Genomic DNA, 23194 nt, shown 5'->3' with positions numbered 1-23194 from the left:
GGTATCCGGCAGGACAGCGCGGACCGGACTGGGCGCTCGCCCCGAGATCTCGGCGGAAGGGCCATGCCCCCGGCTTGCTGCCGCGCGTCCCGCGAGCGCCTCCGCCACCGCTGAACCATCCGCGCCAGGTCGACTGGAGCCGCTCGGTCGGTATCCGGCAGGCGCGGGCCAGTGGCGTTCGACGCCGATGGAGTCCAGTTCGGTGGTGAGCTGGTCGAGGAGCATCTCGTTCTCCCTGACGTGGTGCGGTTCGGTGCCCCGGCGCAGGCAGTGGGCGGCCAGGTGGCCGACGTCCCAGCCGTCCGGACAGGGGTTGCCGGGATATCCGCCGGCTGGCCGCCCGGGCCGGGCGGCCAGCCGGCGCGCCCCGCGTCTACTACGAACTGACCGGCGTCCCGGACGTCTGAGCTCCGGCCGCTTCCGCACGCATGCTCATCAGGGAGGCGAGGTCCTGGACTCGGACTATCGCACCGACTTCAAGAGTGCTGTCAAGAAGGCGGGCTATGGGGATGAGCCGTGGACAGCACACACGCTGCGGCACTTCTTTGCCAGTGGCGCCATCGCGGGTGGGGTTTCACTCTTGGAAGTTTCGCGCTCGTTGGGCCACTCGACGATCCAGATCACCGCTGACATCTATGGCCAGCTCACCCCGGACGCCGGTGGCAGACTGAGGTCCGTGATGGATCAGGTGCTCACCGGCGCTAGCGTAGTTGGTGATGGTGGCGGGGCCGGTGCGGGTTCGGTGCTGGTTCTGAGAACGGAGTGAGGGGAAACGTGCAGGTCGGAGCGTCACATTGAGAATTCTGCACACGTCGGACTGGCACCTGGGGCGGTCGTTCCACCGGGTATCCCTGCTCGAAGCCCAGGCCGCGTACCTGGATCACTTGGTGGCGACGGTGCGCGAGCACGAGGTCGACGTGGTCCTCGTCGCGGGTGATGTGTACGACAGGGCCGTCCCGCCGCTGTCCGCGGTCGAGCTCTTCGACGATGCACTGCACCGGCTCGCCGCCGCCGGTGTGCCAACCGTGATGATCTCCGGGAACCATGACTCCGCACGCAGGCTGGGCGTCGGCGCAGGCCTGATCGGGCGGGCCGGCATCCATCTGCGTACCGACCCCGCCCGCTGCGCCACCCCCGTCGTCCTGCGCGACGCATACGGCGACGTGGCGTTCTACGGACTGCCCTACCTGGAACCGGCCCTGGTGAAGGATGTCTTCAAGGCGGAGCGCGCCGGGCACGAGGCGGTGCTGAGCGCAGCCATGGAACGGGTACGCGCCGACCTCGCGAGCCGCCCGGGCACCACCCGGTCCGTGGTGCTCGCCCACGCCTTCGTCGCGGGCGGCGAGCCCAGCGACAGCGAGCGCGACATCACCGTCGGCGGGGTGGCCGCCGTACCCGCCGGAGTCTTCGACGGCGTCGACTACGTGGCGCTCGGGCATCTGCACGGCTGCCAGACCGTCACCGATCGGGTCCGCTACTCGGGCTCGCCGCTCGCGTACTCCTTCTCCGAGGTCGCCCACAGCAAGACGATGTGGCTGATCGACCTCGACGCCTCGGGAACGGTCGCCGCCGAGCGCATCGACTGCCCGGTGCCCCGTCCGCTCGCCAGACTCCGCGGCCGCCTCGACACCCTCATCGACGACCCCGCGCTGGAGCAGCACCGGGATTCCTGGGTGGAGGCCACACTCACCGACCCGGTGCGCCCGGTCGAGCCCATGGCCCGCCTCGTCGAGCGGTTCCCGCACACACTCAGTCTCGTATTCGAACCCGACCGGGCCCCCGACGACCCGCTCGCCTCGTACGCACAGCGCCTCAAGGGGCGCGACGACCAGCAGATCGCGGAGGACTTCGTGGCACATGTGCGGGGCGGGTCCGCAGCGGACGAGCGGGAGCGAACAGTGCTGCGCGGCGCCTTCGATCACGTGCGGGTGGACGACAGCGTGCGCGAGGTGAACCACCGTTGAGACTCCACAGGCTCGGCCTCACCGCCTTCGGGCCGTTCGGCGCCACCCAGGACATCGACTTCGACGCGCTCTCCTCGGCCGGGCTCTTTCTGCTGCACGGGCCGACCGGCGCCGGGAAGACCTCGGTCCTCGACGCCGTCTGCTACGGCCTGTACGGCGCGGTGCCCGGCGCCCGCCAGAGCCCCGGCACCTCGCTGCGCAGCGACCACGCCCCGGCAGACCTCCCCACCGAGGTCAAGCTGGAACTGACCGTCGGCGGCCGGCGCCTCGAAGTCACCCGGCGCCCCGCACAGCCCCGCCCCAAGAAGAAGGGCAAGGGCTTCACGACGGAGAAGGCCCAGAGCTGGCTGCGGGAGTACGACCCCGACGACGGCTGGCAGCCGCTGAGCCGCTCGCACCAGGAGATCGGCGAGGAGATCACCCAGCTCATCGGGATGAGCCGGGACCAGTTCTGCCAGGTGGTGCTCCTGCCGCAGGGCGACTTCGCACGCTTCCTGCGTGCCGATGCCGAGGCGCGCGGCAAACTGCTCGGCAGGCTCTTCGACACCCGCCGGTTCGCCGCAGTCGAGGAGCGTCTGGCCGAGCTGCGCCGTACCGCCGAAACGCAGGTCGGGGCCGGGGACGAACGCATCATCGCGGTTGCCCAGCGGATCGCCCAGGCCGCCGGGCCGGCAGCGTGTGAATCGCCGCTGCCCGACGTCCAGCCCGGCGAACCGGGGCTCGCCGACGGTGTGCTGGAGTGGGCCGCGACTGCCCGCAGCAGCGCCCGGGAGCGGCTCGACATCGCCGAGTCCCTACTGGCCATGGCCGAAGGCCGGCAGTCGGCCGCACGCCTGGCCCTCGACCGCGAGCGCGAACTCACCGGGCTCCAGCAGCGATACGCGGAGACGCGGCGCCGCGCCGCCGCAATCGAAGCCGGCCGTCCCGACCACGACCGACACCACGAACGGCTCGCTCGGGCCCGCAAGGCGGACCTCGTCGCCCCCGCACTGGAGCTGCGCGACGATGCCGAGCGCGCCTACCGCACGGCCCGTGAGGACCGTGACCGCGCCCGTGCACTGCTGCCCGGCACCCTGGCCGACGCCGGTGCCGAACAACTGGCGGAACTGGAGCGAAGGCTGCGGCAGGAGCTCGGCGGGCTCGACGCCGCGAAGCGCGCCGAGCGGCGCAGCGCGGAGATCGACGCCGAGCGGGCCGGACTGGAGCGCCAGGCCCGGGCCGACGACGAACTGATCCACGAGGCGAGAGGCTGGCTGGCCGGCTGGGAATCAACACGCCACGACCTGCGGGCACTCATCGAGGAGGCCCAGGAGGCCGCCACTCGCGCCGAACAGCTCGCCGGCCGGCTGGAGCCGGCCCGCGCACGGCTGGAAGCGGCCCGCCGCCGCGACGCTCTGGCCATTCAGGCGTCGGCCGCCGCCGAGCGGCTGGCCGCGGCCCGTGAGCAGGCCTCGGACGCCCACGAGTCATGGCTGGAGCTTCGCGAACGACGACTGCGCGACATCGCCGCGGAGTTGGCTGCGGAGCTGGTGGACGGCGAGGACTGCAAGGTATGCGGCTCGGCCGATCACCCCAAGCCCGCCCGCGCGGCCGACGGGCATGTCGACCGGGCCACCGAGGAGAGGGCTCTCGAAGCGTACCGGCGGGCCGAGGAGGCGCGCACGGGGGCGGACCGGGAGCTCGGAGTCGTACGCGAGAAGCACATGGCAGCCCGTGTCGCCGCACAGTCGGCCGTGCCGCGGCCGAGGGACGGCGCCGATCCGGCTGTGTCCGGGCGGATGGCCGGGGCCGTTGCTGCCGAGTCGGCCGCGTCCGGGACGGCAGCCGGGATTGTTGCCGCTGAGCCGGCTGCGCGGCAGCCGGTGGCCGGGGCCGAGGTGGTCGCCACCGATGCGGCCGGCTCCGAGCAAGCTCTTCCCGGTGCTGCCACCGACCCCGTCGCCGACCCCACCGTCGCCGAACTCGGCGCACTCGTCGACCGGTTGACTGGCATGCACGCAGAGGCGCACCGGACCGCCGCCGGCATGCACGCGGCGCGCGAGGCCCTCGCAACCGCCGAGCGGGAACAGGCCGAGCGCCTTGAGAGCCGGCAGCTGGCCGAGCGCCGGGTCGCGGCCCGCACTTCCCTGCGGGAAGGTCTGGACCGTGAACAGGCCTATCTGGAAGTCGAGTTGGCGACCGCCCGCGGAGAGTCCGGCAGCGTCGCCGAGCACGCCGAACTGCTGGAGCGCCGAGTCGGTCTGCTCGTCGCGGCCGCCGCGGCGGTACGGGAGGAGGAGACGGCCGCACAGCGCCGTAAGGAGGCCGACGGCCGGCTCGCGGACGCCGCGTTCCGAGCCGGGTTCGACACCCCGCAGGCCGCGGCAGCGACCCTCCTCACCGATGCCGAACAGCGCGAACTCCAGCGCCTCATCGACGCCTGGCAGTCCGAGGCGGCCGCCGTCGCCGACCGTCTCGCCGAGACCGCGACCCGAGCAGCCGCCGACGGCCCGCGAGCAGAGGTTGACGTCGCACAGGCCGCATACGACACGGCCGAGCGGCAGTTGCGGGACGCCTCCGCGGCGCTGGCCGCCGCACGCGAGCGCTGCGCCGAGCTCGACCGGCTGTCGCGCAGCGCCGCGGACCAGGTGCGCAGGCTCGGTCCGCTGCGCGAGGAGTACGACCGGGTGGCACGGCTGGCAGGGCTCACCGCTGGTACTTCCGCGGACAACGAACGCAAGATGCGGCTGGAGTCGTACGTGCTTGCGGCCCGGCTCGAACAGGTTGCCGCAGCCGCCACCGCACGGCTGCAGCGTATGTCGTCCGGCCGCTACACGCTGGTCCACTCCGATGCCCGCACCGGAGGCCGCAGGTCGGGCCTCGGCCTGCATGTCGTCGATGCGTGGACCGGCCGCGAGCGCGATACGGCGACACTCTCGGGCGGCGAGACGTTCTTCGCCTCGCTCGCCCTCGCGCTCGGCCTCGCCGATGTCGTCACCGACGAGGCGGGCGGCGTACGGCTGGACACCCTCTTCATCGACGAGGGCTTCGGCAGCCTGGACGACCAGACCCTCGACGAGGTGCTCGACGTACTGGACTCGCTGCGCGAGCGGGACCGCAGCGTCGGCATCGTCAGTCATGTCGCCGATCTGCGCCGCCGTATCCCCGCACAGCTCGAAGTGGTGAAGGAGAGGCACGGATCGGCGGTACGGCACCGCACCACGGGCGAGGTCAGCGGCTGATGGCGCGCCGGGGGAGCGGCGAGGAGTAGACGACGCTCGTGGTCACGGAGCCGAGGGTACCGATCTTCCCCGAGACCTCCTCCAGGTGACTCATCGAGCGTGCGGTGACCTTCAGCACGAAGCAATCGTCGCCGGTGACATGGTGGGCCTCCACGATCTCGGGTGTCGTGTCGAGCAGATCGTGGAACGGCTTGTAATTGCCGTTCGGATAGCGCAGCCGTACGAGAGCGAGAATCGGCAGCCCGAGCCGCTCCGGGTCGACCACCGCGGCGTAACCGCTGATCACCCCGGCCTCTTCCAGCCTGCGCACCCGTTCGGTCACGGCGCTCGGGGACATCGCCACGGCCCGCGCCAACTCGGCGAACGTCGCGCGCCCTTCACGTTGCAGGACATCGAGGATGCGCCAGTCGGTGGCATCCGGGGAATAGTCGGTCATGTTCAGGAGACAACAGGGAAATCCCTGGCAGATCAAGAGTTGTGCCGGGGATCTCGTCTTCCCGGGAAGGATCACCGGTCGTAGATTTTTGGACATGACATCGCAGCTCACCGCGACCGTGCCCAACCCCGTCCTCCGCGTCCCGACGGCCTCCCCGGCTGCGGCAGCCGCCTACTTCGGCGCTTTGCTCGCCTTCCACGCCGACATCTCCGATGTCGCCGCCGCGCTCGCGGCCGACGGCGACCCCGGTTTCGTACTCCTCGACTCGCGCTCCACCGAATCCTGGGACCAGGGCCATGTCCCCGGCGCTGTCCACCTGCCGACTGCCCTCATTCCCCAGCAGGCCCGGAACCTTCTCGACCCGGCCGTCCCCGTGGTCACGTACTGCTGGGGCCCCGGCTGCAACGGCGGAACACGCGCCGCGCTGGCACTCGCGGAACTCGGCTACCAGGTCAAGGAGATGCTTGGCGGCTTCGAGTACTGGGTGCGCGAGGGTTTCGAGTTCGAGACCTGGGAGGGGCGCGAGCGGCGCGACGCCGACCCGCTCACCGCACCGGTCGACCCCGACGACTGCGGCTGCTGACCGGCCTGGCCCGATGAATGCCCCCTCCCGGCCGCTCCCGCCGGGACGTTCCGCCAGGAGTGCCGAGAGCAGGAGGGGGAGGGGGCGAGAGGCGGGTCAGAGCTTGGACAGCTCGTCCACGAGATCGTCGAGTCCGAGCGGCCCCTGCGACAGAGCGGCCATGTGCCAGGCCTTGGCGTCGAACGCGTCACCGTGTGCCTTGCGGGCGTTCTCCCGGCCGAGCAGCCAGGCGCGTTCGCCCAGCTTGTAGCCGATCGCCTGCCCCGGCATCGAGAGGTAGCGCGTGAGTTCGCTCTCCACGAAGTCGGCCGGACGGCCGCTGTGGTTGCCGAAGAACTCCTGGGCCAGGTCCGGGGTCCACCGCTCGCCGGGGTGGAACGGGGAGTCCGCCGGAATCTCCATCTCCGCGTGCATACCGATGTCCACGATCACCCGGCAGGCCCGCATCATCTGCGCGTCCAGATAGCCGAGACGGCGCTCGGCGTCCGGCAGGAAGCCCAGCTCGTCCATGAGCCGCTCCGCGTACAGCGCCCAGCCCTCGGCATTGGCGCTGACACCGCCGATCGACGCCTGGTAGCGGGAGAGGCTGTCGGCGACATGCGTCCACTGGGCGATCTGCAGATGGTGGCCCGGGACACCCTCGTGGTACCAGGTGGAGACCAGGTCGTACACCGGGAAGCGGGTCTCGCCCATGGTGGGCAGCCAGGTGCGGCCGGGGCGCGAGAAGTCCTCGGACGGGCCCGTGTAGTACGGGGCAGCGGCGCCGCCGGGCGGGGCGATGCGGGACTCCACCTTCCGTACCCGCTCGGCGAGTTCGAAGTGCGTGCCGTCGAGCGCCTCGATCGCTTCGTCCATCAGGCTCTGCAGCCAGGCCTGGACCTCATCGACCCCTTCGATGTGCTTGCCGTGCACATCGAGATGGGCCAGCGCTTCCCAGGGACCCGCGCCGGGCAGGATCTTCTCGGCCTCGGTCCTCATCTCGGCGAGCAGCCGGTGGTACTCGGACCAGCCGTACGCGTACGCCTCGTCGAGGTCCAGGTCGGTGCCGTTGAAGTAGCGCGACCAGCGCGCGTACCGCTCACGGCCCACCGTGTCCGGCGCGCCCTCGACCGCGGGGGCGTACACATCGCGCATCCAGTCGCGCAGCGCCACGACCGACTCCGTAGCCCGGCGGGCGCCGTCGTCCAGATCTGTACGCAGGGACGCCGGGCCGGCGGCCGCGAAGTCATGGAAGAAACCCGTCCCGCCGTCACCGGCCCACTCGTCGAGCTGGCCGATGAAGGTGGCGGTGGCGCGCGGGCCGCCGAACAGCTTGCGCTCCAGGCCGAGCGCGAGCGACTCGCGGTAGCCCTCCAGCGCGGCGGGAACCGCACGCAGCCGGTCCACGACCGCCGCCCAGTCCTCGTCGGTCTCGGTCGGCGTCACCGTGAACACCTCACGGATGCTGTGCGGCGGGGAGGAGAGGTTGGAGACGGCGCGCAGTCCCTCGTCGGCCTCATGGACGGCGAGTTCTGCCGTGAGACGCTCGCGCAGCAGGCGGCCGCAGCGGCGCTCGGCATCGCTGTCCGCACCAGGCAGCTGTTCAGCGGCATCGAGCTTCGCCAGGGTGGTACGGGCGAGTTCGGCGAGGGCTTCCTGCCCCGCGGGGGAGAAGTCGGGAAGGCGGCGCGAGCTCTCCGCGACACCCAGGTAGGTGCCGGCGATCGGGTCGAGCTCGATGAATGCGTCGACGTAGGTGTCGGCGACCTGGCGGGGCAGCGCGTTGCTGGGAATATCTGACATGCGGACATCCTCGTACGGCGGGGGCCTCCGCGTCATCATCATTCGGCCTCAGTGGCCTGTCCCGGACGATCCTGCGGACGGTGGCAGCAGAGGTCCGCACTCCCACTGCTGGAATATCAGCCGGGTCTCGACCCTGGCCACTTCGCGGCGTGAGGTGAATTCGTCCAGCACGAGACGTTGCAGATCCGCGGTGTCGGTGACCGCGACATGTACCAGGTAGTCGTCGGGCCCGGTCAGATGGAAGAGCGCGCGGGACTCGGGCAGCGTCCTGATGCGTTCGACGAACGGGCCGATGAGCTCTCTGCGGTGCGGACGGACCTGCACGGAGAGCAGCGCCTCCAGGCCGCGGCCCAGCTTCGCCGGGTCAAGACGCAGCTGATGGCCGAGAATGACGCCGGAGCGGCGCAGCCTGGTCACCCGGTCCAGACAGGTCGACGGTGCGACCCCGACTTCGGCGGCCAGCTCGCGGTAGGTGGTCCGGGCATCGTTCTGCAGCAGTCGCAGAATGTGCAGGTCCACCGGGTCCAGAACGACTGAATCGGCCATCTGTCGAACGTAACACGGAGCTTTCGCATATAGACCCGGTGTTTGTTCAGGGTTATGTCATGGACACCGAATCCTCGATGGCGCCCTCGACGACAACCCGCTCCAGGGCGCTGGCCACCGAAGCCGTGCACGCAGGCCGCGACGATCTCGCGGCCCTGGGCCTGCATGCCCCGCCGATCGATCTGTCCACCACCTACCCCTCGTACGACTCCAGGGGCGAGGCCGAGCGGATCGACACCTTCGCCGCCACCGGAGCCAAGCTCGAAGGACCGCCCGTCTACGCACGGCTGGACAACCCGACGACGGCCCGCTTCGAGACCGCCCTCGCCCGGCTCGAAGGAACAGAGAGTGCCGTGTCGTTCGCCAGCGGAATGGCGGCGCTCACCGCCGTCCTGCTGGTCCGGGCGAGCATGGGGCTGCGCCATGTGGTCGCCGTCCGGCCGCTCTACGGCTGCAGCGATCACCTTCTCGGCGCCGGTCTGCTGGGCACCGAAGTGACCTGGACCGACCCTGCGGGCATCGCGGAGGCCATCCGTCCGGACACCGGGCTGGTGATGGTGGAGACGCCCGCCAACCCGACGCTCGCCGAGGTCGACATCCGCGCGATCGCGCACTCCTGCGGTTCCGTGCCGCTGCTCGTCGACAACACCTTCGCCACGCCCGTACTCCAGCGACCCGTCGAGCACGGCGCACGGTTCGTGCTGCACAGCGCCACCAAGTACCTCGGTGGGCACGGCGATGTGATGGGCGGGGTCGTCGCCTGCGACGAGGAGTTCGCGGCCCGCCTGCGGCAGGTGCGCTTCGCCACCGGCGGGGTGCTGCACCCGATGGCCGGGTATCTGCTGCTCCGCGGTCTCGCTACGCTCCCGGTCCGGGTGCGGGCGGCCTCCGCGAGCGCCGCCGAACTGTCCCGCAGGCTGACGGCCGATCCGCGTATCGCCCGGGTCCACTACCCGAAGCTCGGCGGGGCGATGGTCTCGTTCGAGGTGTACGGGGATCCGCACCGGGTGATTTCGGCCGTACGGCTCATCACGCCCGCGGTCAGTCTCGGCAGTGTGGACACCCTGATCCAGCATCCGGCCTCCATCAGCCACCGCATTGTGGATGAGGGAGACCGGCAGGCGTCCGGCGTCGGGGACCGGCTGCTGCGGATGTCGGTCGGTCTGGAGGATGTCGAGGATCTGTGGGCCGATCTGTGCCAGGCGCTGAGCTCACAGGAGGTCGGTCGTCAGGAAGTCCTCCGGCATGAGCCCCTCCGTCCGGAAGTCCCCCGGCATGAGGCACTCCGTCAGGAAGTCCTCCGCCAGGAGGTCAGCGGCCGGCCTGCTCGTACGGCGGCAGCGAACGAACCGGAGTCGCGTCCAGTCGTGCGGTGATGACCAGCGTGCCCTCCTCGATCTGATAGTCCAGCGGCAGGGACAGCGCACGCATGGCCGCGACCATGCCGGTGTTGGACGCCTGGGTGACGGCGTAGGCGCTCTCGCAGCCTGCTTCGATGGCGAGCGTCACCAGTCGGCCGAGGAGCTCGGATCCGATCCCGCGGCGCTGCCATTCGTCCTCGACGAGGAGGGCGACCTCGGTCTCGTTGCCGTCCCAGAGGAGGTGGCCGAGGGCGACAAGCCGGCCCGAGGCCGTCTGCACGGCCAGGGTGCGGCCGAAGCGAGGGCTCAGCAGATGGTCCAGGTAGCGGTCGGCGTCACGGACCGGGCCGTGGTACCGCAGCCGCAGCGTCTGCTCGGAGCAGCGGTTGTGCATGGCGCGGGCCTCTTCGAGGTCGCTGCGGTCCGCGCGGCGCACGGTGATCTCGTTGCCCTCGGGAAGGGTGAGCACCTGCTCGCTGCGCGGCACACGAGGGCCGAGCCGGGCGTCGAGCTCTACCAGGGCGCGGGCCCGGGCGAACTCGGTCGGGGTGAACGGAAGGTAGGGCCGTTCGATGGTGATGGCACCTCCGGACGGGTCGCGCAACCGCATCAGCGTCTCCTCCAGCACGCCCTCGACGGGCGCGGTCTCACCGGTTGCGCGGCCGGTGAGCGAGACGCCGGGCAGCGAATGGATCGTGCAGCGGCCGAGCAGCTGACGCAGAGCGAGGGGAAGTTCGGCGGCGTCCAGGGCCGTGCGTGTGGCGAGGCCCAGGATGCGCGTCGGGGCGTCCACCAGGTCGTGCGCGTCGGCCCGCTCGATCCAGGTGGAGCCGCCCCCCGCGGTGGAGATCGCCCGGCTCAGCTGCTGGGCCTGGAGCGGGGCGGGGGCGCGCAGCAGGAACTCGTCGACCGTGCCCTCTGCCAGCGGGTGCGTCTGCAGGGTCAGGATGTCGACCCGGTGCCGGGCGAGCGCGATGCACAGCGCGGCCAGACTGCCCGGGATGTCCCGAACGGTGGTACGCATCCGCCACAGCACCGTGTCCTCGGGGGGCAGGGCCGGGCCTGCGGCGGTGGGCGTGGTCACGAGCGCGGTCGCGGCGGCGTCGATGCGGTGCGACACGCTGTCGCTGTCGGAGATGAGGTCGGTGCGGGTCGGCGGCGGGGCGTGGCTGTGGCGACGTGCCCACCAGGTGTGGAACGCGGCTGTCACGGCCAGGGCCACGGCCGAGGCGATCAGGAGATACGGTCCGTCCGGCTGGTGTCCGATCAGGTTGGCGATCGCGTCGGCCACCGCGACCGCGGTGAACAGTGCGGCCAGCTCCGTCGCGTCCCGCCGCCAGTGGTGGGAGCGGCGGGCAGTCTTGGCGGATGTCACATCAGTCATGCCTTCACTGTGACTGAGCGGTGTTGCCTGATCGCGAACGCTCTGTGACTGATGGGTTAAGTGTGGATCTGGTCCCCTATCGTCTGTTTTGGTGGACTGATGTCTTGATCGATTGTGGGTCGCAGCAGTACTGCAGCCTCCTCCGGGCCCGGGCCATGAGCCGGCGGCACGGCAGCTCCCGTCCGGGCCCGGACCCCCGGGCGTCGGGCCCGGACGGGAGCCGTCGCGCCGGACGGGACCTGCCCGGCCCGGGCAGCGCCCATCGGCCCGGACGGGTCCCTGCGGGTTACGCCAGGATGTCCTGGGCGGTCATGTCAGTACCGGACCTTGTTCCCAGGACGCCTTCAGGCGCGCTGCTTGGCGTACCAGCTGCGAGGATCCGCCGCGTGCGGCAGTTTCGGCGAGCCCGGGTATCGGCTCGGTACATGTCGCACCACAGTGCTCCACGCATCCGGCTGCCACGGAGAGCAGGTCGCTCAGCCCGCGAGGTCCCTTCTTGTGCGCCAGCAGCCCCGGCAGAGCGACGGTCAGCACGGAGAGCACTGTCCGGTATGCCCCGGTGGCGGCCGCGGCACGGGCGGAATCCGCGAGACGGCTGGGCTTCACCAAGCTGTGGTCGAGGAGGATCGCAAGCTTCTTGCCGAGCAGCGCCGCGTCCAGCCGGTGCTGGGCCGCGAGTATCAGCAGGGCGTCCACCGCCGACAGCCGGTCCTCCGGATGCCGGGCTCCCAGCCCGTACGCCACGGCCAGATGTATGGCCTCGGAGGCGGGCCCGTCGAGTTCGACGAGTGCGGTGAGCGGCTGGGCCGCGCCCCTCAGTTCGTCAGTCGCACAAGTTGCGATGGACGGCAACAGCCATGCGGCCAGTGTCTCGCCGTCCTCGGGCAGCGTGGCGAGCCAGGACCCAGGGTGGTCGCCCCAGTGGTAGCAGATGCGATGGCGCGGCGTATGCGGATGGCCCAGCCAGTGAAAGGAACGAGGGAACTCCCGCTGGATGACCGGGCGTTCATCGCTGGCCATCAGGACACGCAGGGTCCAGTCGGTCGGCTGCCGCATCTCCCAACCATGGGCCAAGGACTTCTGCTTCTCCAGATCGAACCGGAACACAGGCGCGAGTGGCTCGTCGGCCTGCAGCCAGGCGGCCAGCCGGTCACCCTCCGGGGTGCCGAGCAGGGTGGCCGCCGCCGCGGCCTCGTGCTGACCGTTGCGCCGCACGCGCAGCAGGGCCTGGGCGAAATCCGCGCCGCCGGGCCGGATTCCGAGCTGCTGATACGTACGCAGCCGCTCGACCAGCACAGCAGGGTCGAGTGAGCCGGTGTGCCACGTCGGAAAGGCCAGCAGGAACGGTGCGCTGCCGCTCAGCACGGCATCGGCGGCCTCCCACAGCCGGGCCTTCATCACCCCCTCGAGCGCGGCATGGACGCAGGTCCCGGTGCCGGTCCAGGCGGCGCGTCCGTCATGCACGGCCTGCACCGACACCCGTCCGAGCAGTACGCCCACGACGAGCTCGATACCCGCCTCCGAGCGGAGCCGCCGCTCGACCTCCGGCAACGGTTCGTCGTCGAGCCACCACTGACCCGCCAGCGCATCACGCAGCGCGTCGGCCAGCGCCGACCGATCGGTGTGGGCATGGCGGACCAGCCCGTCCAGCGCCCGCTCGAAGGCGGTGACATCCCGCGATGCGGATCTCGCCAGGACCACCACCTCCTCGACGAGCTCGGGCAGCGTCGCCGGTGCCGGTTCGAGACGTTGCAGGGCCGGAGCGGGTGGCAGCAACTCCTCGTACGGCTCCGCCGCCGACCGGTCGTCCAGCAGGTCGCCGAACACCTCGGCCGCAGCTGTGCGGTGTGCCGGCCCCAACAGCGGGGCGGACAGGGCAAGGTCTTCCCTCACCGGGTCACCGACGCCGGGCAGGTACTGTGCCACGAGTTTGAGCGCCCGCTCCTGGATGGCGATGTCCTCATGCCCGAAGGCCTCCGCGACGACGGGCAGCAGTTCGTCGGCCGTCGACGGATCGCGGCGCAGTGCCTTGCCGATCAGTACGAGCTGGGCCCGGACCAGCTTCTTCTCCGTGCGGAACAGCACCGAACCCGACACATCCGCCAAGGCCCGCACGGGCAGTTCTCCGCGCTCGTCCAGACGGCCGAGCACCTCCTGGGCACGGCCGGCCACGGTGGAGATCCCGTCCGCAGCCATTCCGATCCAGTCGGCGACCCGCCCGGCCTCCTCCCGCTCGGTCGGCGCGAGCCGGCGCAACACGGCCAGGAAGAACCGGAGATCGCCGGGTTTTCCGCCACGCAGCAGCCGGGTCACACAACTGTCGACGAGCACCGAGCGCTCCAGCACGCCCTCGTCCGCGAGGACGGCCAGCGCCTCGGGCCAGTGGCACGGGTTGTCGGGTTCGTCGATCCAGGTCACCTGTGGCGGCAGTTCCGCCACCTCGAAGAGCCGCGGCACCATAACGGTCAGATGCGGATCGGCACGGAGGATGTCGCGCAGTGGTTGCGTCCTCTGCCGCCGCCACGGTGCGGTCGATACAGTCTCGGCCCAGCCCTGCACGAAGCCATCAGCGGTGGGCACCGGGCATTGAGCGATCTTCACCAGCCCGGCGATGAGCTCGTACGCGGTCTCCGCTGTCGCGGCCCGCCCCGCCAGCCGATGCGCGACGTCGCCGAGCCAGGCGGGGTCACGGTCCGCCAGGACTTCGAGAACCAGCGGGTACGGGGACCGTGCCCAGCCCAGCAGATCCCGGCCGCCGATCCAGGTGGCGCAGGCCGCGGCGCCGGTGTGACAGCCTGCCCCGGCCACCAGCAGGGCCTTCCGGATCTTGTCCTGTTCGCGCCAGTTCCAGCTCCGCGCCTCCTTGCGGAGCGCCTTCAACTCCGCCAGCGCCGACCTGCGTTCGGCGCTGTCCAGCCGGGCCAGCAGCGGTGGCACGTCTTGCTTGCGACCTTCCCGTACCGCGGTGAGCAGTTCCTTCATCGCACGCCTCCGGCGACCGGTGCACCGCGACGGACCATCCGGACGGCCAGCGCGTGCTTGCACGGGCCCCGCCGTCCGCGGTAGTCCGCCCACCACTGGCACGTACAGCTCAGCATCCCGCCCTTCTCCCTCACCTGGTAGCGGCGCTCGCCCGAGGCCACGGCCGCCACGTCCCCGTCGAGTACGACGGCGCCCGAGCCGGCCAGCTGCCGGGCCGCCATCAGCCGCGGATTGTGCCGCTCGGCCCGGTCGGCGTCGTACGGCAGCTCGCGGTGGAAGTAGGCCGCGTCGGCGAGGTCGTAGCCGACCCGGCCCGCTGTCCCCAGCCGGGTGAGCGCGGCCCGCACCCGCTCCACCGTCAGACCCGACTGCTCCGCGAGGTCGGCGGGTTCGATCCGTGGCTCCCAGGCCAGGAGCACGGAGACCAGCTCGGCGTCGGCCGCGGCATCGTCGGTGGCCAGCGCATCGAGCACCCCGCCCTCGCCGGAGAACCCGCGCGAGGCGTCGGGCGACAACGTCAGGGTGAGCCGCATGCCCGGCAGCACCACCTCCCAGGCGCTCGCGGCCACCGCCCCGTCGGCCACCGGTCCGTACACCCGCAGCGATGTCGCATGACGCAACACCCGCTGCAGTGCCCCCAGCCGCTCGGGGCCCGGCAGACACACCGCCCCCGCCACCGGCCGTGTCGTCGGCCGCAACGTCTTCCCGGCGGGAACCACCCACTGCGCGCCCCGAGAGGCATTCCCCGATGAACGAGGCAGCGAACGCAGGAACCGCACAGCCTCCGCGGCCGACAGCTCGGCCCGCAGATCGAAACCGGCGGACGCCACCTGCGCCTCGGCGAAGCCGCGCAACCACCGGTCGGGCAGGGGCACCTTCTTCTCCACGACCGGACCGTCCATGGTGGTGACGGCCAACTCGTCCGGGCCCACCCGCATGTGCAGAGGATCGTCGCCCGCTATCCGCGAAAGTGCCTCCCGCAGCGGATTGTTCACATCCACATTCGTCGTACCGTGACCCGTCTGCGCGCCGTCCAGACCGTCCCGCAGGACATCGAGGCGCGCATACACCCCGCAACAGCCGGAGAACGATTCGAAGCGCAACCGGTCGCCGTTCCCCGTCACCACCGGGTCGAGCGACGAGGGCAGGGCGCGCTGGTAGTAGCGCGCGGATGCCACGTCCGCCACGGCCAGCAGGCCGCGGGCAGCGATCCTCGGCGATGTGAGGAAACCGGAGAAGAACCGGGGGTGGGGCTCGGTGCCCCGCGGCGTGCGACCCCCGGCGGTCTCCAGGCCGAGGAGCTGTCCGGCCCGCGAGGACTCCAGAGCGGACGGGCGTGAGTAGGCCAATGCCTGAACGGATCGGGTCATGCAAGAACCGTAGAACCCACCACTGACAGCCGGCCTCCGATTACTTCCCGGGGCCGACTGTCAGCGTGCCGGTTCACTGTCCGACGCGCCCCGGCTGCAACACCTTGCTGAACAGCACGGAACCGCCCTGCGCCCGCAGCCGCACGGTCAACTCGCCGCTGCCGCCGTCGATGTCGACCTCGCCGAAGAACTGCGGAGACTCCATCGGCGACACGTTCGCGCGGTCGGGCGCCCGTACGAAGACCTGGTCGGGACCGAACGTTGCGTCGAGTGCATTGGCAGGGAACTGACCGGAGGCCAGCGGTCCGGACACGAACTCCCAGAACGGTGCGAAGTCCTTGAACGCTGCGCGCTCGGGCTCGTAGTGCTGCGCCGATGTGTAGTGCACATCGGCCGTCAGCCAGACCGTGCCGGTGATCCGCCGGTGCTTGATGTACCGGAGCAGTTCCGCGATCTGGAGTTCACGGCCGAGCGGGGCTCCGGGATCGCCCTGTGCGACCGCTTCGAAGTCCGTCGCACCATCGGTGACCACCAGTCCCAGCGGCATGTCCGCGGCAATCACCTTCCACACCGCGCGGGACCGCGACAGCTCGTGCTTGAGCCAGCTGAGCTGCTCGGCGCCGAGGATGCCGGTGGTGTCGTCGGGCTGCCGGCCGGGGGAGTTGGCGTTGCGGAAGGACCGCATGTCGAGGACGAACACATCGAGCAGTGGACCGTGCCGCACCACGCGGTGCATCCGGCCCTCGCCCGACGAGGCATGCAGAGTGGACACCGGGAAGTACTCGCAAAACGCCCGCATCGAACGATCCGCCAGCACATTGACGTTCTTCTCGGTGTAGCGGGAGTCGTCGAGGATCTGCCCGGGATACCAGTTGTTGCGTACCTCGTGGTCGTCCCACTGAACAATCGAAGGCACCTGCGCGTTGAACGCGCGGAGATTGCGATCGAGCAGGTTGTAGCGGAAGTTCCCGCGGTACTCGGCAAGAGTCTCGGCGACCTTCGCCTTCTCCTCCGTGGTGACATTGCGCCAGACACGCCCGTCAGGCAGGGTCACGCTCGGCTCGATCACCCCGTCCGCGTAGATGTTGTCACCGCTGCAGAGAAAGAAGTCCGGGTCGAGGCGGCGCATTTCTTCGTACACCACGTAGCCGCCGATGTCCGGGTTGATGCCCCAGCCCTGGCCCGCGATGTCGCCGGACCACAGGAAGCGCACCCCGTCCCGGCGCCGGGCGGGCGCGGTCCGGAAGGTTCCGTACACCGGTTCGCCGGTGCGGCGGGGGTCTTCAGGGTCGGCGAGCGTCACCCGGTAGTGCACCTGCTCACCCGGCGGCAGCCCGTACAGCGGTGCCGTTCCGGTGAAGTCCGTGGCGGAACCGATCAGCGGACCGTGCCATGTGCGGGCCCGCCGGAAGGACTCCGTCGCCGATGTCTCCACGACCATCCTGGCCGGACGGTCCGACCGGACCCAGACCAGCGCGGACGACGCGGTGACATCGCCGACCTGCACGCCCCATGCCGCGCGCGGCCTGCCGGACAGTGCGAAGGCGGGGGCCGCAGCGCCCACCACGGGGAGCGTGAGCGCCGCCGACGCGACGAGTGAACCGCGCAGCACACCGCGGCGGTCGAGGGACGGAATACGCGGACGGTACGACATCGAGGCGCCTCCGGGGCAGTGGACAGCGGACGAACGGGTGGCTGGTCGACCGACCCCACCCTTGTGCCCGTCGGCGGCGCGCACACCAACCTCAGATGAACACCCGGCCCCGGCCCTCACCGATGTCCGGTCTCGCGTCCCGCTGAGCCGCCGTCGGCAACCGCACACCCTGCGCGATGTCCTGGGGAGCCAGATGTGCGTAGCCGAGAACCAGGCTCACGGTTCGGTCCGTGGAGGACACGGTGCCGAAGTCGCCCAGTGGCCGCAGGGCCACTCCGGCACCGGTCGCGCGCGCCATGAACACCGGCTCGGGGCCGTACCGTTCAGGCAGTTGGGCAATGATGTGCAGACCGGCGGCGTTCCCGCTCACTTCGGTGCCGGGGAAGTGCTCGGCCGGCGCCGCGGTCAGGGTGTCGCGCCGCTCACGGTAGGTGCGCCGGCAGTCGTCGGCGTGGTCGGCTTCAACCTGGCTGTACTCGGAGCGGAACGATCCGCGGAACCTGCCGTTCCAGGGGTGCTCGTCGGCTGCGCCCCGATCCTCGTATCGCTGCTTGGACGGCCGTCGCCCGATGCGCGCGGTCCTGTAGGAGGCCGCGCTCGTCGCCGCCGGGGCCTTCACCGTTCAGGGGTGGGCCGTACGGATCCGGTGGGAATCCTCTGCTCGGTCGGCGCGCTGGAGGGCGAGGTCGGCTTCGCCGTCCTCGCCGTACCGGTGCTGCTCCCGCTGGGACCGAAAGTGCTGTCCGCCACGGTCTGAGGCATCGCCGCCGCGGAGTCCGTGCTGCTCGTCGGCGGGGCCGTTCTGCCGATGCCCACACCCGGCGAAACCAGGGAGCTGCTCTGGCAGGCAGCCGTGGTCACCGCCGCCGGCTTCGTCTGCTGGTACATGGGCATGCAGCGCATCGGCGCCGAACGCGCCACACTCTTCTCCGGCCTGATCCCGGTCTCCGCCGCGCTCGCCGGCACCGGTTCGTACGGGATCCCGCAGGCCTGCGGCAGCCTTCTGATCGGGCTGGGTGTGGTGCTCGGCTCGGGCATCCTGCCTCGGAGCGGAGCGGCGCGGGATGTCGACTCAGCGGATGGTATCGAGAATGACGCGCGCCACGAGCGCCGGATCAGTGTTCATCGGAACATGTCCACAACCGGGCAGCCGCACCAGCCGGGCACCGGGAACGGACCGGACCGAGGCCGCGGTACGGCAGCTCACGGCGCGTGCGCGGCACCATGCCGAGGAGCGCAAACCGCGCTACGACGTCGACCCGGCCCAGCGCCGTGACCTCACGGAGCGGTTCCTCGCCGCGGCGGCGGGCGGTGACATCGAGGGGCTTCTGGCCCTGCTCGCGCCCGATGTGCGCCTTGCCGGCGACAGCGGCGGAAAGTCCAAGGAGCCGCTGCGGGTCATCGAGAGCGCCGACAAGGTCGGCCGCTTCCTCATCGCCGTGGCTCACGGCCGGACCCAGGACCTCGACATGCGGTTCCTGGGGCTCAATGGTGCGCCGGGCCTGCTGGTGCTCTCGGGCGGAAAGCCCGACTCCGTCTTCCAGGTGGACGTCAGGGACGGGCTCATTCAGTGCGTATATATCGTGCGCAATCCCGACAAGCTTGCCAACCTCGGCGGAGTCTGGCCGGACCTCCCGGCCGCTGGTCGCGCTCCCAACCGCCGCAAGGGCCTCCGGTTCGCCCGGGGATCCCTCTGCTGTCCCTGCCCGAAGCCCCACGGTCTGCCCGGCCGCGGGGCCTTGTGCTGCGGGCGGCTCACGGCACCACGAACGTCCTGTGAACGCTCTGTGGCAGAGGGCCGTTTCGCTGCGTGACCGAAGGAGGATTGGTCTTGACCAAGGGTGTGTCCCGTCCTATGGTCTCAACGTTAAGACAGGAACCTTTAATAAATAACGTCGCGGAAAAGCCGCTGGGCGATTGCGGAGGACAGGGTGGGGACCACGCAGCTGGAAACGGTGCAGGAGCCGAAGTACTGGCACCTCAAGACCGTCCTCAGTGAGGCACTCGACTCGGACTTTGCGGTGGGCGAGATCCTGCCCAACGAGCGCGAGCTCGCCGCCCGGTTCGGAGTAGCCCGAGCCACGCTCCGGCAGGCTCTGGAACAGCTTGAACTCGAAGGCAGGCTGCAGCGCCGCCGCGGCGTCGGGACCACCGTCGCCCCGCCGCGCGTCGGGGTCGCCGTCTCCACGGCACAGCGGGACTGGTCCGACGGCGGTGTCGGCGAGGCATGGCAGCCCGTGGACTGCACGACGGCGGTCGCACCGGCATCTGTGGTGGCCATGCTCGACGTGGACGGTGACGAGCCGGTGCACATCGTCCGCCGGATCCGGGTCACCCACGGTCAGGCGGTCGCGGCGGAACTGCTGTACGTCCCGTCGTCGTCCGTGCCCGAACTCTCCGCGATCGACGCCCCGTCCGGTCCCGCCCGGGCCCGCAGTGTCCTGCGCGAACTGCACCGTCTCGGCCTCGACGGCCAGGACCGTTCGGTGGAGCTCGGTTCGGCGCGCGTGGACGACGCCAAGGAGCTCGACCGGCTTCCCGGCGCCCCTGTTCTCGTCGTCACCACCCGTTATCTCGTAGCGGGCGGCACCGCGGCACTCTCCGTCGCCACCTACCGGGCCGACACCTGCCGGCTCACCTTCGGTGACTCGGGCGACCTGGAGATCAGCCATCACGGTCAGGAGCGCCAGGCCTCCTGAGCACGACCGGCTCCGCCGGTCCGCCATGTCTGTGTACGGCCCGTCGCACTCAGCGGCGGGCCGTCACCGTTCCCTCCACCGCGAACAGCTGCTCCTCGACATGGTCGAGAGCCAGCCGCAGAGCGCCCGTGGCCACCGCCGCCTCACCGAGCAGCGACAGCGTGACCCGCGGCGGCCGGAGGCAGTATCGGGACAGCTCACGGCGGAGCGGATCCAGCACACCGTCCAGCCCCGCGGCCCAGCCGCCGATCACCACAAGCTCGGGGTCCAGCGCCAGCGCCAGCGCCGCGACGTCATGCACCAGGCGCTGAATGAACCGCTCGACCGCCGCCTGCGCCCGGACATCGCCATGCCGTGCCTTCGCGAACACGGCGGCGACCGCAGGCTCGTCCAACGGGTCCAATGGTGTGTCCGTCGTCGACAGGAGCTTCTCCGGTGTCGCCTCGCGGCCGAGGAGATGCAGTGCGCCGATCTCCCCCGCCGCACCTCCGAAACCGCGGTGCAGCCGCCCGCCGATCAGCGAGCCGGCGCCAGGGCTCAGCCCTGCCAGGACGAACACGATGTCGTCGGACTCGGTGGCTGCCCCCTTCCAGTGCTCCGCGACCGCCGCGGCATTGGCATCGTTCTCCACGAGGACGGGGCAGCGGAAGGAGCGCCTGAGCCGCTCACCCAGCGCCAGGCCAGTCCAGTCCGGCAGTGCGGTGCCCAGCCGTACGGTCCCGTCGGCCTCCACGATGCCCGGGCTGCCGACCCCGACCGCACGCAGACTGCTCCGGGCCACGCCCGTCCGTCGCAGGACATCGGCGACCACTGCCCTGACCTTGTCGAGCCGGTCGTCGGCGCAGGCAGTTTCCGACACCTCGCGTGAGCCCGCCCCGATGATCCGGCCGTCCAGCCCCGACAGCAGTGCGGAGATCCGATGCGGGCCGATCTCGATGCCGAGCAGATGCCCGGCCTCGGCGCGGAACCGGAACCGGCGGGCCGGTCGCCCCTGACGTCGGGTCTCACCCCCGTCGGGCAACGACTCCACGACCAGTCCGGCCTCGAAGAGCCCCTCCATGACGCCCTCGACCGTCGGCCGGGACAGACCTGTGATCCGGGTCAGGTCCGTGAGGGTGGGGGAGCCGGCGCCCCGGAGGGCATGCAGCACCACCGCGGAATTGATCCGTCGCAGCAGTGACGGATCCCCACCGGTCAGCCGGCTCACGGTGTGTCCTCCCAGCTCGTGCGCATGTCAGGCGGATGCTACTCGCTGCCCGGGTGCAGGGCGACTGCGGGCCGGAACGGGTATCCAGGGCCGGCGGCCCTCAGCTCGGAGCGACGAACCCGGACTCGTACGCCGCGATCACCGCTTGGGTACGGTCCCTCGCACCCAACTTGGCCAGTACGGAGCTGACATGGGTCTTCACCGTCTCGACACCGACCACGAGCTTGGCGGCGATCTCCGCGTTCGACAGGCCACGGGCCATCAGCCGGAGGACCGCGGCCTCACGCTCGGTCAGCGACGCCCGGTCCATGGCCTCCCGCGCCTTGCTCGTGCCGTACTCGGCGGCCAGTTGCCGGACTGCCGCCGGGAACAGCAACGACTCGCCCTCTGCGACCAGGCGCACCGCATGCACGATCTCGGCGGGCCGGGCACGCTTGAGGAGAAAACCGTCCGCTCCGGCGCGCAGCGCCTCGTACACGTACTCGTCGTTCTCGAATGTGGTGACTACCAGGATCTTCGGTGGTTCCGGCACGGTCCGCAGCACCACCCGCGTCGCCTCGATGCCATCCATCAGCGGCATCCTGACGTCCATGGCCACCACATCGGGGCGCAGCTGATGCAGCAACGGGATCACTGCGGCGCCGTCACCCGCCTCGCCCACCACCTCGATATCGGGCTGAGCCTCAAGAACCGCGCGCAGCCCCGCGCGGACGAGGGGTTCGTCATCGACCAGAAGAACGGTAACCGGCATCAGGCCAGCCTAGGCCGTTCAACGGAAGACTTGCGTGCACCCTCCATTCGCCGTCGTACGGACCTGTCTTGGCCTTTCCGCCCAACAGCGCGGCCCGCTCGCGGATGCCCCGCAGCCCGCTCCCACCGCCCGGCGTACCCATCGAATCAGTGAGCGGATTGGTCACCTCCATCTCCAGCCGGCCGTTCGCGACGCTGATCCGCACCCGGACGGGAACCGCCCCGGAGTGACGGAGCACATTCGTGAGAGACTCCTGAAGGATGCGGTACCCCTCACGAGAGACCGCCCCCGGAACCTGCTCCAGCGGACCGGAAACGTCCGCATCGATCTTCGCCCCCGAACCACGCGCGGAGTCCAGGAGCCGGTCCGCTTCCGCGAGCGTCGGCCGCTGCCCCACCGGTGTTCCCGATTCGCGCAGCACCCGCAGAACCCGCTCCAGATCGTCGAGTGCGTCCCTGCCGGTCTCCTCGATCGCGGCCAATGCCCGCTCGGTGAACTCCGGGTCGTCAGCCGCCCGGGCCGCACCCGCCTGTACGACCGCGACCGTCAACGCGTGCCCGATCGAGTCATGCAGCTCCCGTGCGATGCGATTGCGCTCCAGCAACTGCTCGGTGCGCTCCTCCAGAGCGGTCAACCGCTGCACCGGTGAGGGACTGAGGAGCCGACGGGCGGTCGCAGTGATCAGCTCTCCGCTCGCCGCAACCACGGCAAGCAGTACGAGGATGGGCAGAGGTGCCAGCAGGGCGTACCACCAGCGCGGCTCCAGTCCACGGACCAGCCATTCGCCGCTCGGGCCGTCGCCCGCCGCGGCGAGGACGAGATCAACCGTGGTCGCCGGCAGCCACACTGTTGCGAACCCCACGGCGACGCAGAGCAGCAGTCGTATCTCCAGCCACAACACGGTTCGCCGGCGATCCGCCCAAGTGGCCGCAGTGCTTGTGGAGATCGCCGCATGGGGGCTGTCCCGTTCGGCAGGCGTGAGCAGGAGCTGTGCCTGAACACCCTCGGCCAGCCGCATGGCGGGCAACAACCCCACTGGCACAGCGAAGACCATGGGCACCCACGGAGTGTCCGGGGAGATGAACTCCCACACGCTGTAGACCGCACCCGGGATGAGGAGATGCAGCCACCGGGTGTAGATGACAGGTGCGGCGAGCGGGCGGAGAAGGCGGAACATGCTGCCATCGTGTCAGCCCGCACGGGCCCGGCGTCTCCCCCGAGCGGGGGAGACGATCCCCACCCCCGGGGGAGGCC

The 23194-nt window shown here is 70.7% G+C and carries 18 protein-coding genes and 3 pseudogenes; 9 read left to right on the top strand and 12 right to left on the bottom strand.

The window, feature by feature from the left end; all coding sequences use genetic code 11:
- The first annotated feature begins 187 nt into the window (after positions 1 to 187).
- From ACIPEK_RS31355 to ACIPEK_RS31345, 3 genes are read left to right on the top strand one after another with little or no spacing between them, the layout of a single operon-like run.
- Positions 188 to 766, top strand: a complete 579-nt coding sequence (locus ACIPEK_RS31355; RefSeq protein WP_402002933.1) for a tyrosine-type recombinase/integrase — start codon at positions 188 to 190, stop codon at positions 764 to 766.
- A gap of 28 nt (positions 767 to 794) precedes the next feature.
- On the top strand, positions 795 to 1964 hold the full coding sequence (locus ACIPEK_RS31350; protein ID WP_402002929.1) for an exonuclease SbcCD subunit D: 1170 nt from the start codon (positions 795 to 797) through the stop codon (positions 1962 to 1964).
- Positions 1961 to 5185 carry an AAA family ATPase gene (locus ACIPEK_RS31345; protein ID WP_402002926.1) on the top strand — a complete coding sequence of 1075 codons (3225 nt, stop codon included), beginning with the start codon at positions 1961 to 1963 and terminating at the stop codon, positions 5183 to 5185. The genes ACIPEK_RS31350 and ACIPEK_RS31345 overlap by 4 nt, the downstream gene beginning before the upstream one ends.
- Here the strand turns inward: ACIPEK_RS31345 and ACIPEK_RS31340 are convergent.
- The gene (locus tag ACIPEK_RS31340) at positions 5175 to 5621 is read right to left on the bottom strand and encodes an Lrp/AsnC family transcriptional regulator (RefSeq protein ID WP_402002923.1); all 447 of its coding nucleotides are present in this window, start codon (positions 5619 to 5621) and stop codon (positions 5175 to 5177) included. The genes ACIPEK_RS31345 and ACIPEK_RS31340 overlap by 11 nt on opposite strands.
- A 94-nt stretch (positions 5622 to 5715) precedes the next feature.
- Between ACIPEK_RS31340 and ACIPEK_RS31335 the strand changes: the two genes are divergently transcribed.
- On the top strand, positions 5716 to 6204 hold the full coding sequence (locus ACIPEK_RS31335) for a rhodanese-like domain-containing protein (protein ID WP_402002920.1): 489 nt from the start codon (positions 5716 to 5718) through the stop codon (positions 6202 to 6204).
- A gap of 96 nt (positions 6205 to 6300) precedes the next feature.
- On the opposite strand, the gene ACIPEK_RS31330 is transcribed toward ACIPEK_RS31335, so the two are convergent.
- Positions 6301 to 7986, bottom strand: a complete 1686-nt coding sequence (locus ACIPEK_RS31330; RefSeq protein WP_402002917.1) for a DUF885 domain-containing protein — start codon at positions 7984 to 7986, stop codon at positions 6301 to 6303.
- Positions 7987 to 8034: 48 nt separating this feature from the next.
- On the bottom strand, positions 8035 to 8532 hold the full coding sequence (locus tag ACIPEK_RS31325) for an Lrp/AsnC family transcriptional regulator (protein WP_327276536.1): 498 nt from the start codon (positions 8530 to 8532) through the stop codon (positions 8035 to 8037).
- Between the two features lie 59 nt (positions 8533 to 8591).
- On the opposite strand from ACIPEK_RS31325, the gene ACIPEK_RS31320 reads away from it, so the two are divergent.
- The gene (locus ACIPEK_RS31320; RefSeq protein ID WP_402002913.1) at positions 8592 to 9908 is read left to right on the top strand and encodes a trans-sulfuration enzyme family protein; all 1317 of its coding nucleotides are present in this window, start codon (positions 8592 to 8594) and stop codon (positions 9906 to 9908) included.
- Here ACIPEK_RS31320 and ACIPEK_RS31315 read toward each other — a convergent pair.
- From ACIPEK_RS31315 to ACIPEK_RS31295, 5 genes are all read right to left on the bottom strand, one after another.
- Entirely contained in the window at positions 9844 to 11277 is a 1434-nt protein-coding gene (locus tag ACIPEK_RS31315) for a GNAT family N-acetyltransferase (protein ID WP_402002910.1), read from the bottom strand. The genes ACIPEK_RS31320 and ACIPEK_RS31315 overlap by 65 nt on opposite strands.
- A gap of 309 nt (positions 11278 to 11586) precedes the next feature.
- Complete coding sequence (locus tag ACIPEK_RS31310; protein WP_402002907.1) at positions 11587 to 14259, bottom strand: DUF6493 family protein; 2673 nt, start codon at positions 14257 to 14259, stop codon at positions 11587 to 11589.
- The gene (locus tag ACIPEK_RS31305) at positions 14256 to 15629 is read right to left on the bottom strand and encodes an SWIM zinc finger family protein (protein ID WP_402002904.1); all 1374 of its coding nucleotides are present in this window, start codon (positions 15627 to 15629) and stop codon (positions 14256 to 14258) included. The genes ACIPEK_RS31310 and ACIPEK_RS31305 overlap by 4 nt, the downstream gene beginning before the upstream one ends.
- 73 nt (positions 15630 to 15702) lie before the next feature.
- Entirely contained in the window at positions 15703 to 17283 is a 1581-nt protein-coding gene (locus ACIPEK_RS31300; protein WP_402002901.1) for an alkaline phosphatase D family protein, read from the bottom strand.
- A gap of 91 nt (positions 17284 to 17374) precedes the next feature.
- Complete coding sequence (locus ACIPEK_RS31295; protein WP_402002898.1) at positions 17375 to 17902, bottom strand: hypothetical protein; 528 nt, start codon at positions 17900 to 17902, stop codon at positions 17375 to 17377.
- Positions 17903 to 17911: 9 nt separating this feature from the next.
- On the opposite strand from ACIPEK_RS31295, the gene ACIPEK_RS31290 reads away from it, so the two are divergent.
- On the top strand, positions 17912 to 18040 hold the full coding sequence (locus tag ACIPEK_RS31290; protein ID WP_402002895.1) for a hypothetical protein: 129 nt from the start codon (positions 17912 to 17914) through the stop codon (positions 18038 to 18040).
- 51 nt (positions 18041 to 18091) lie between these two features.
- Positions 18092 to 18250 (top strand): annotated as a pseudogene (locus tag ACIPEK_RS31285) (EamA family transporter); the annotation flags it as partial.
- 105 nt (positions 18251 to 18355) lie between these two features.
- Here the strand turns inward: ACIPEK_RS31285 and ACIPEK_RS31280 are convergent.
- Positions 18356 to 18463, bottom strand: a pseudogene (locus tag ACIPEK_RS31280) (alpha/beta fold hydrolase); the annotation flags it as partial.
- Between ACIPEK_RS31280 and ACIPEK_RS31275 the strand changes: the two are divergent.
- Together ACIPEK_RS31275 and ACIPEK_RS31270 are read left to right on the top strand one after the other, a co-directional pair.
- Positions 18459 to 18896: pseudogene (locus tag ACIPEK_RS31275) on the top strand (RNA polymerase subunit sigma-24); the annotation flags it as partial. The pseudogenes ACIPEK_RS31280 and ACIPEK_RS31275 sit on opposite strands and share 5 nt — an antisense overlap.
- 318 nt (positions 18897 to 19214) lie before the next feature.
- Positions 19215 to 19982: a GntR family transcriptional regulator gene (locus ACIPEK_RS31270; protein WP_402002892.1), complete on the top strand. Its 768-nt coding sequence runs from the start codon at positions 19215 to 19217 to the stop codon at positions 19980 to 19982.
- A 49-nt stretch (positions 19983 to 20031) separates the two neighbouring features.
- On the opposite strand, the gene ACIPEK_RS31265 is transcribed toward ACIPEK_RS31270, so the two are convergent.
- The 3 genes from ACIPEK_RS31265 to ACIPEK_RS31255 all read right to left on the bottom strand — a co-directional run bounded on the left by ACIPEK_RS31265 (position 20032) and on the right by ACIPEK_RS31255 (position 23117).
- Positions 20032 to 21189: an ROK family protein gene (locus ACIPEK_RS31265; RefSeq protein WP_402002889.1), complete on the bottom strand. Its 1158-nt coding sequence runs from the start codon at positions 21187 to 21189 to the stop codon at positions 20032 to 20034.
- 100 nt (positions 21190 to 21289) lie between these two features.
- Complete coding sequence (locus ACIPEK_RS31260) at positions 21290 to 21940, bottom strand: response regulator (RefSeq protein ID WP_402002886.1); 651 nt, start codon at positions 21938 to 21940, stop codon at positions 21290 to 21292.
- Positions 21912 to 23117, bottom strand: a complete 1206-nt coding sequence (locus ACIPEK_RS31255) for a sensor histidine kinase (RefSeq protein ID WP_402002883.1) — start codon at positions 23115 to 23117, stop codon at positions 21912 to 21914. The genes ACIPEK_RS31260 and ACIPEK_RS31255 overlap by 29 nt, the downstream gene beginning before the upstream one ends.
- Positions 23118 to 23194: the final 77 nt, after the last annotated feature.

It is taken from the genome of Streptomyces sp. NPDC088246, assembly GCF_044741025.1.
Lineage (GTDB): Bacteria > Actinomycetota > Actinomycetes > Streptomycetales > Streptomycetaceae > Streptomyces.
Note: the sequence above shows the minus strand (reverse complement) of the source record. Positions and strands in the feature narration are given on the sequence as shown.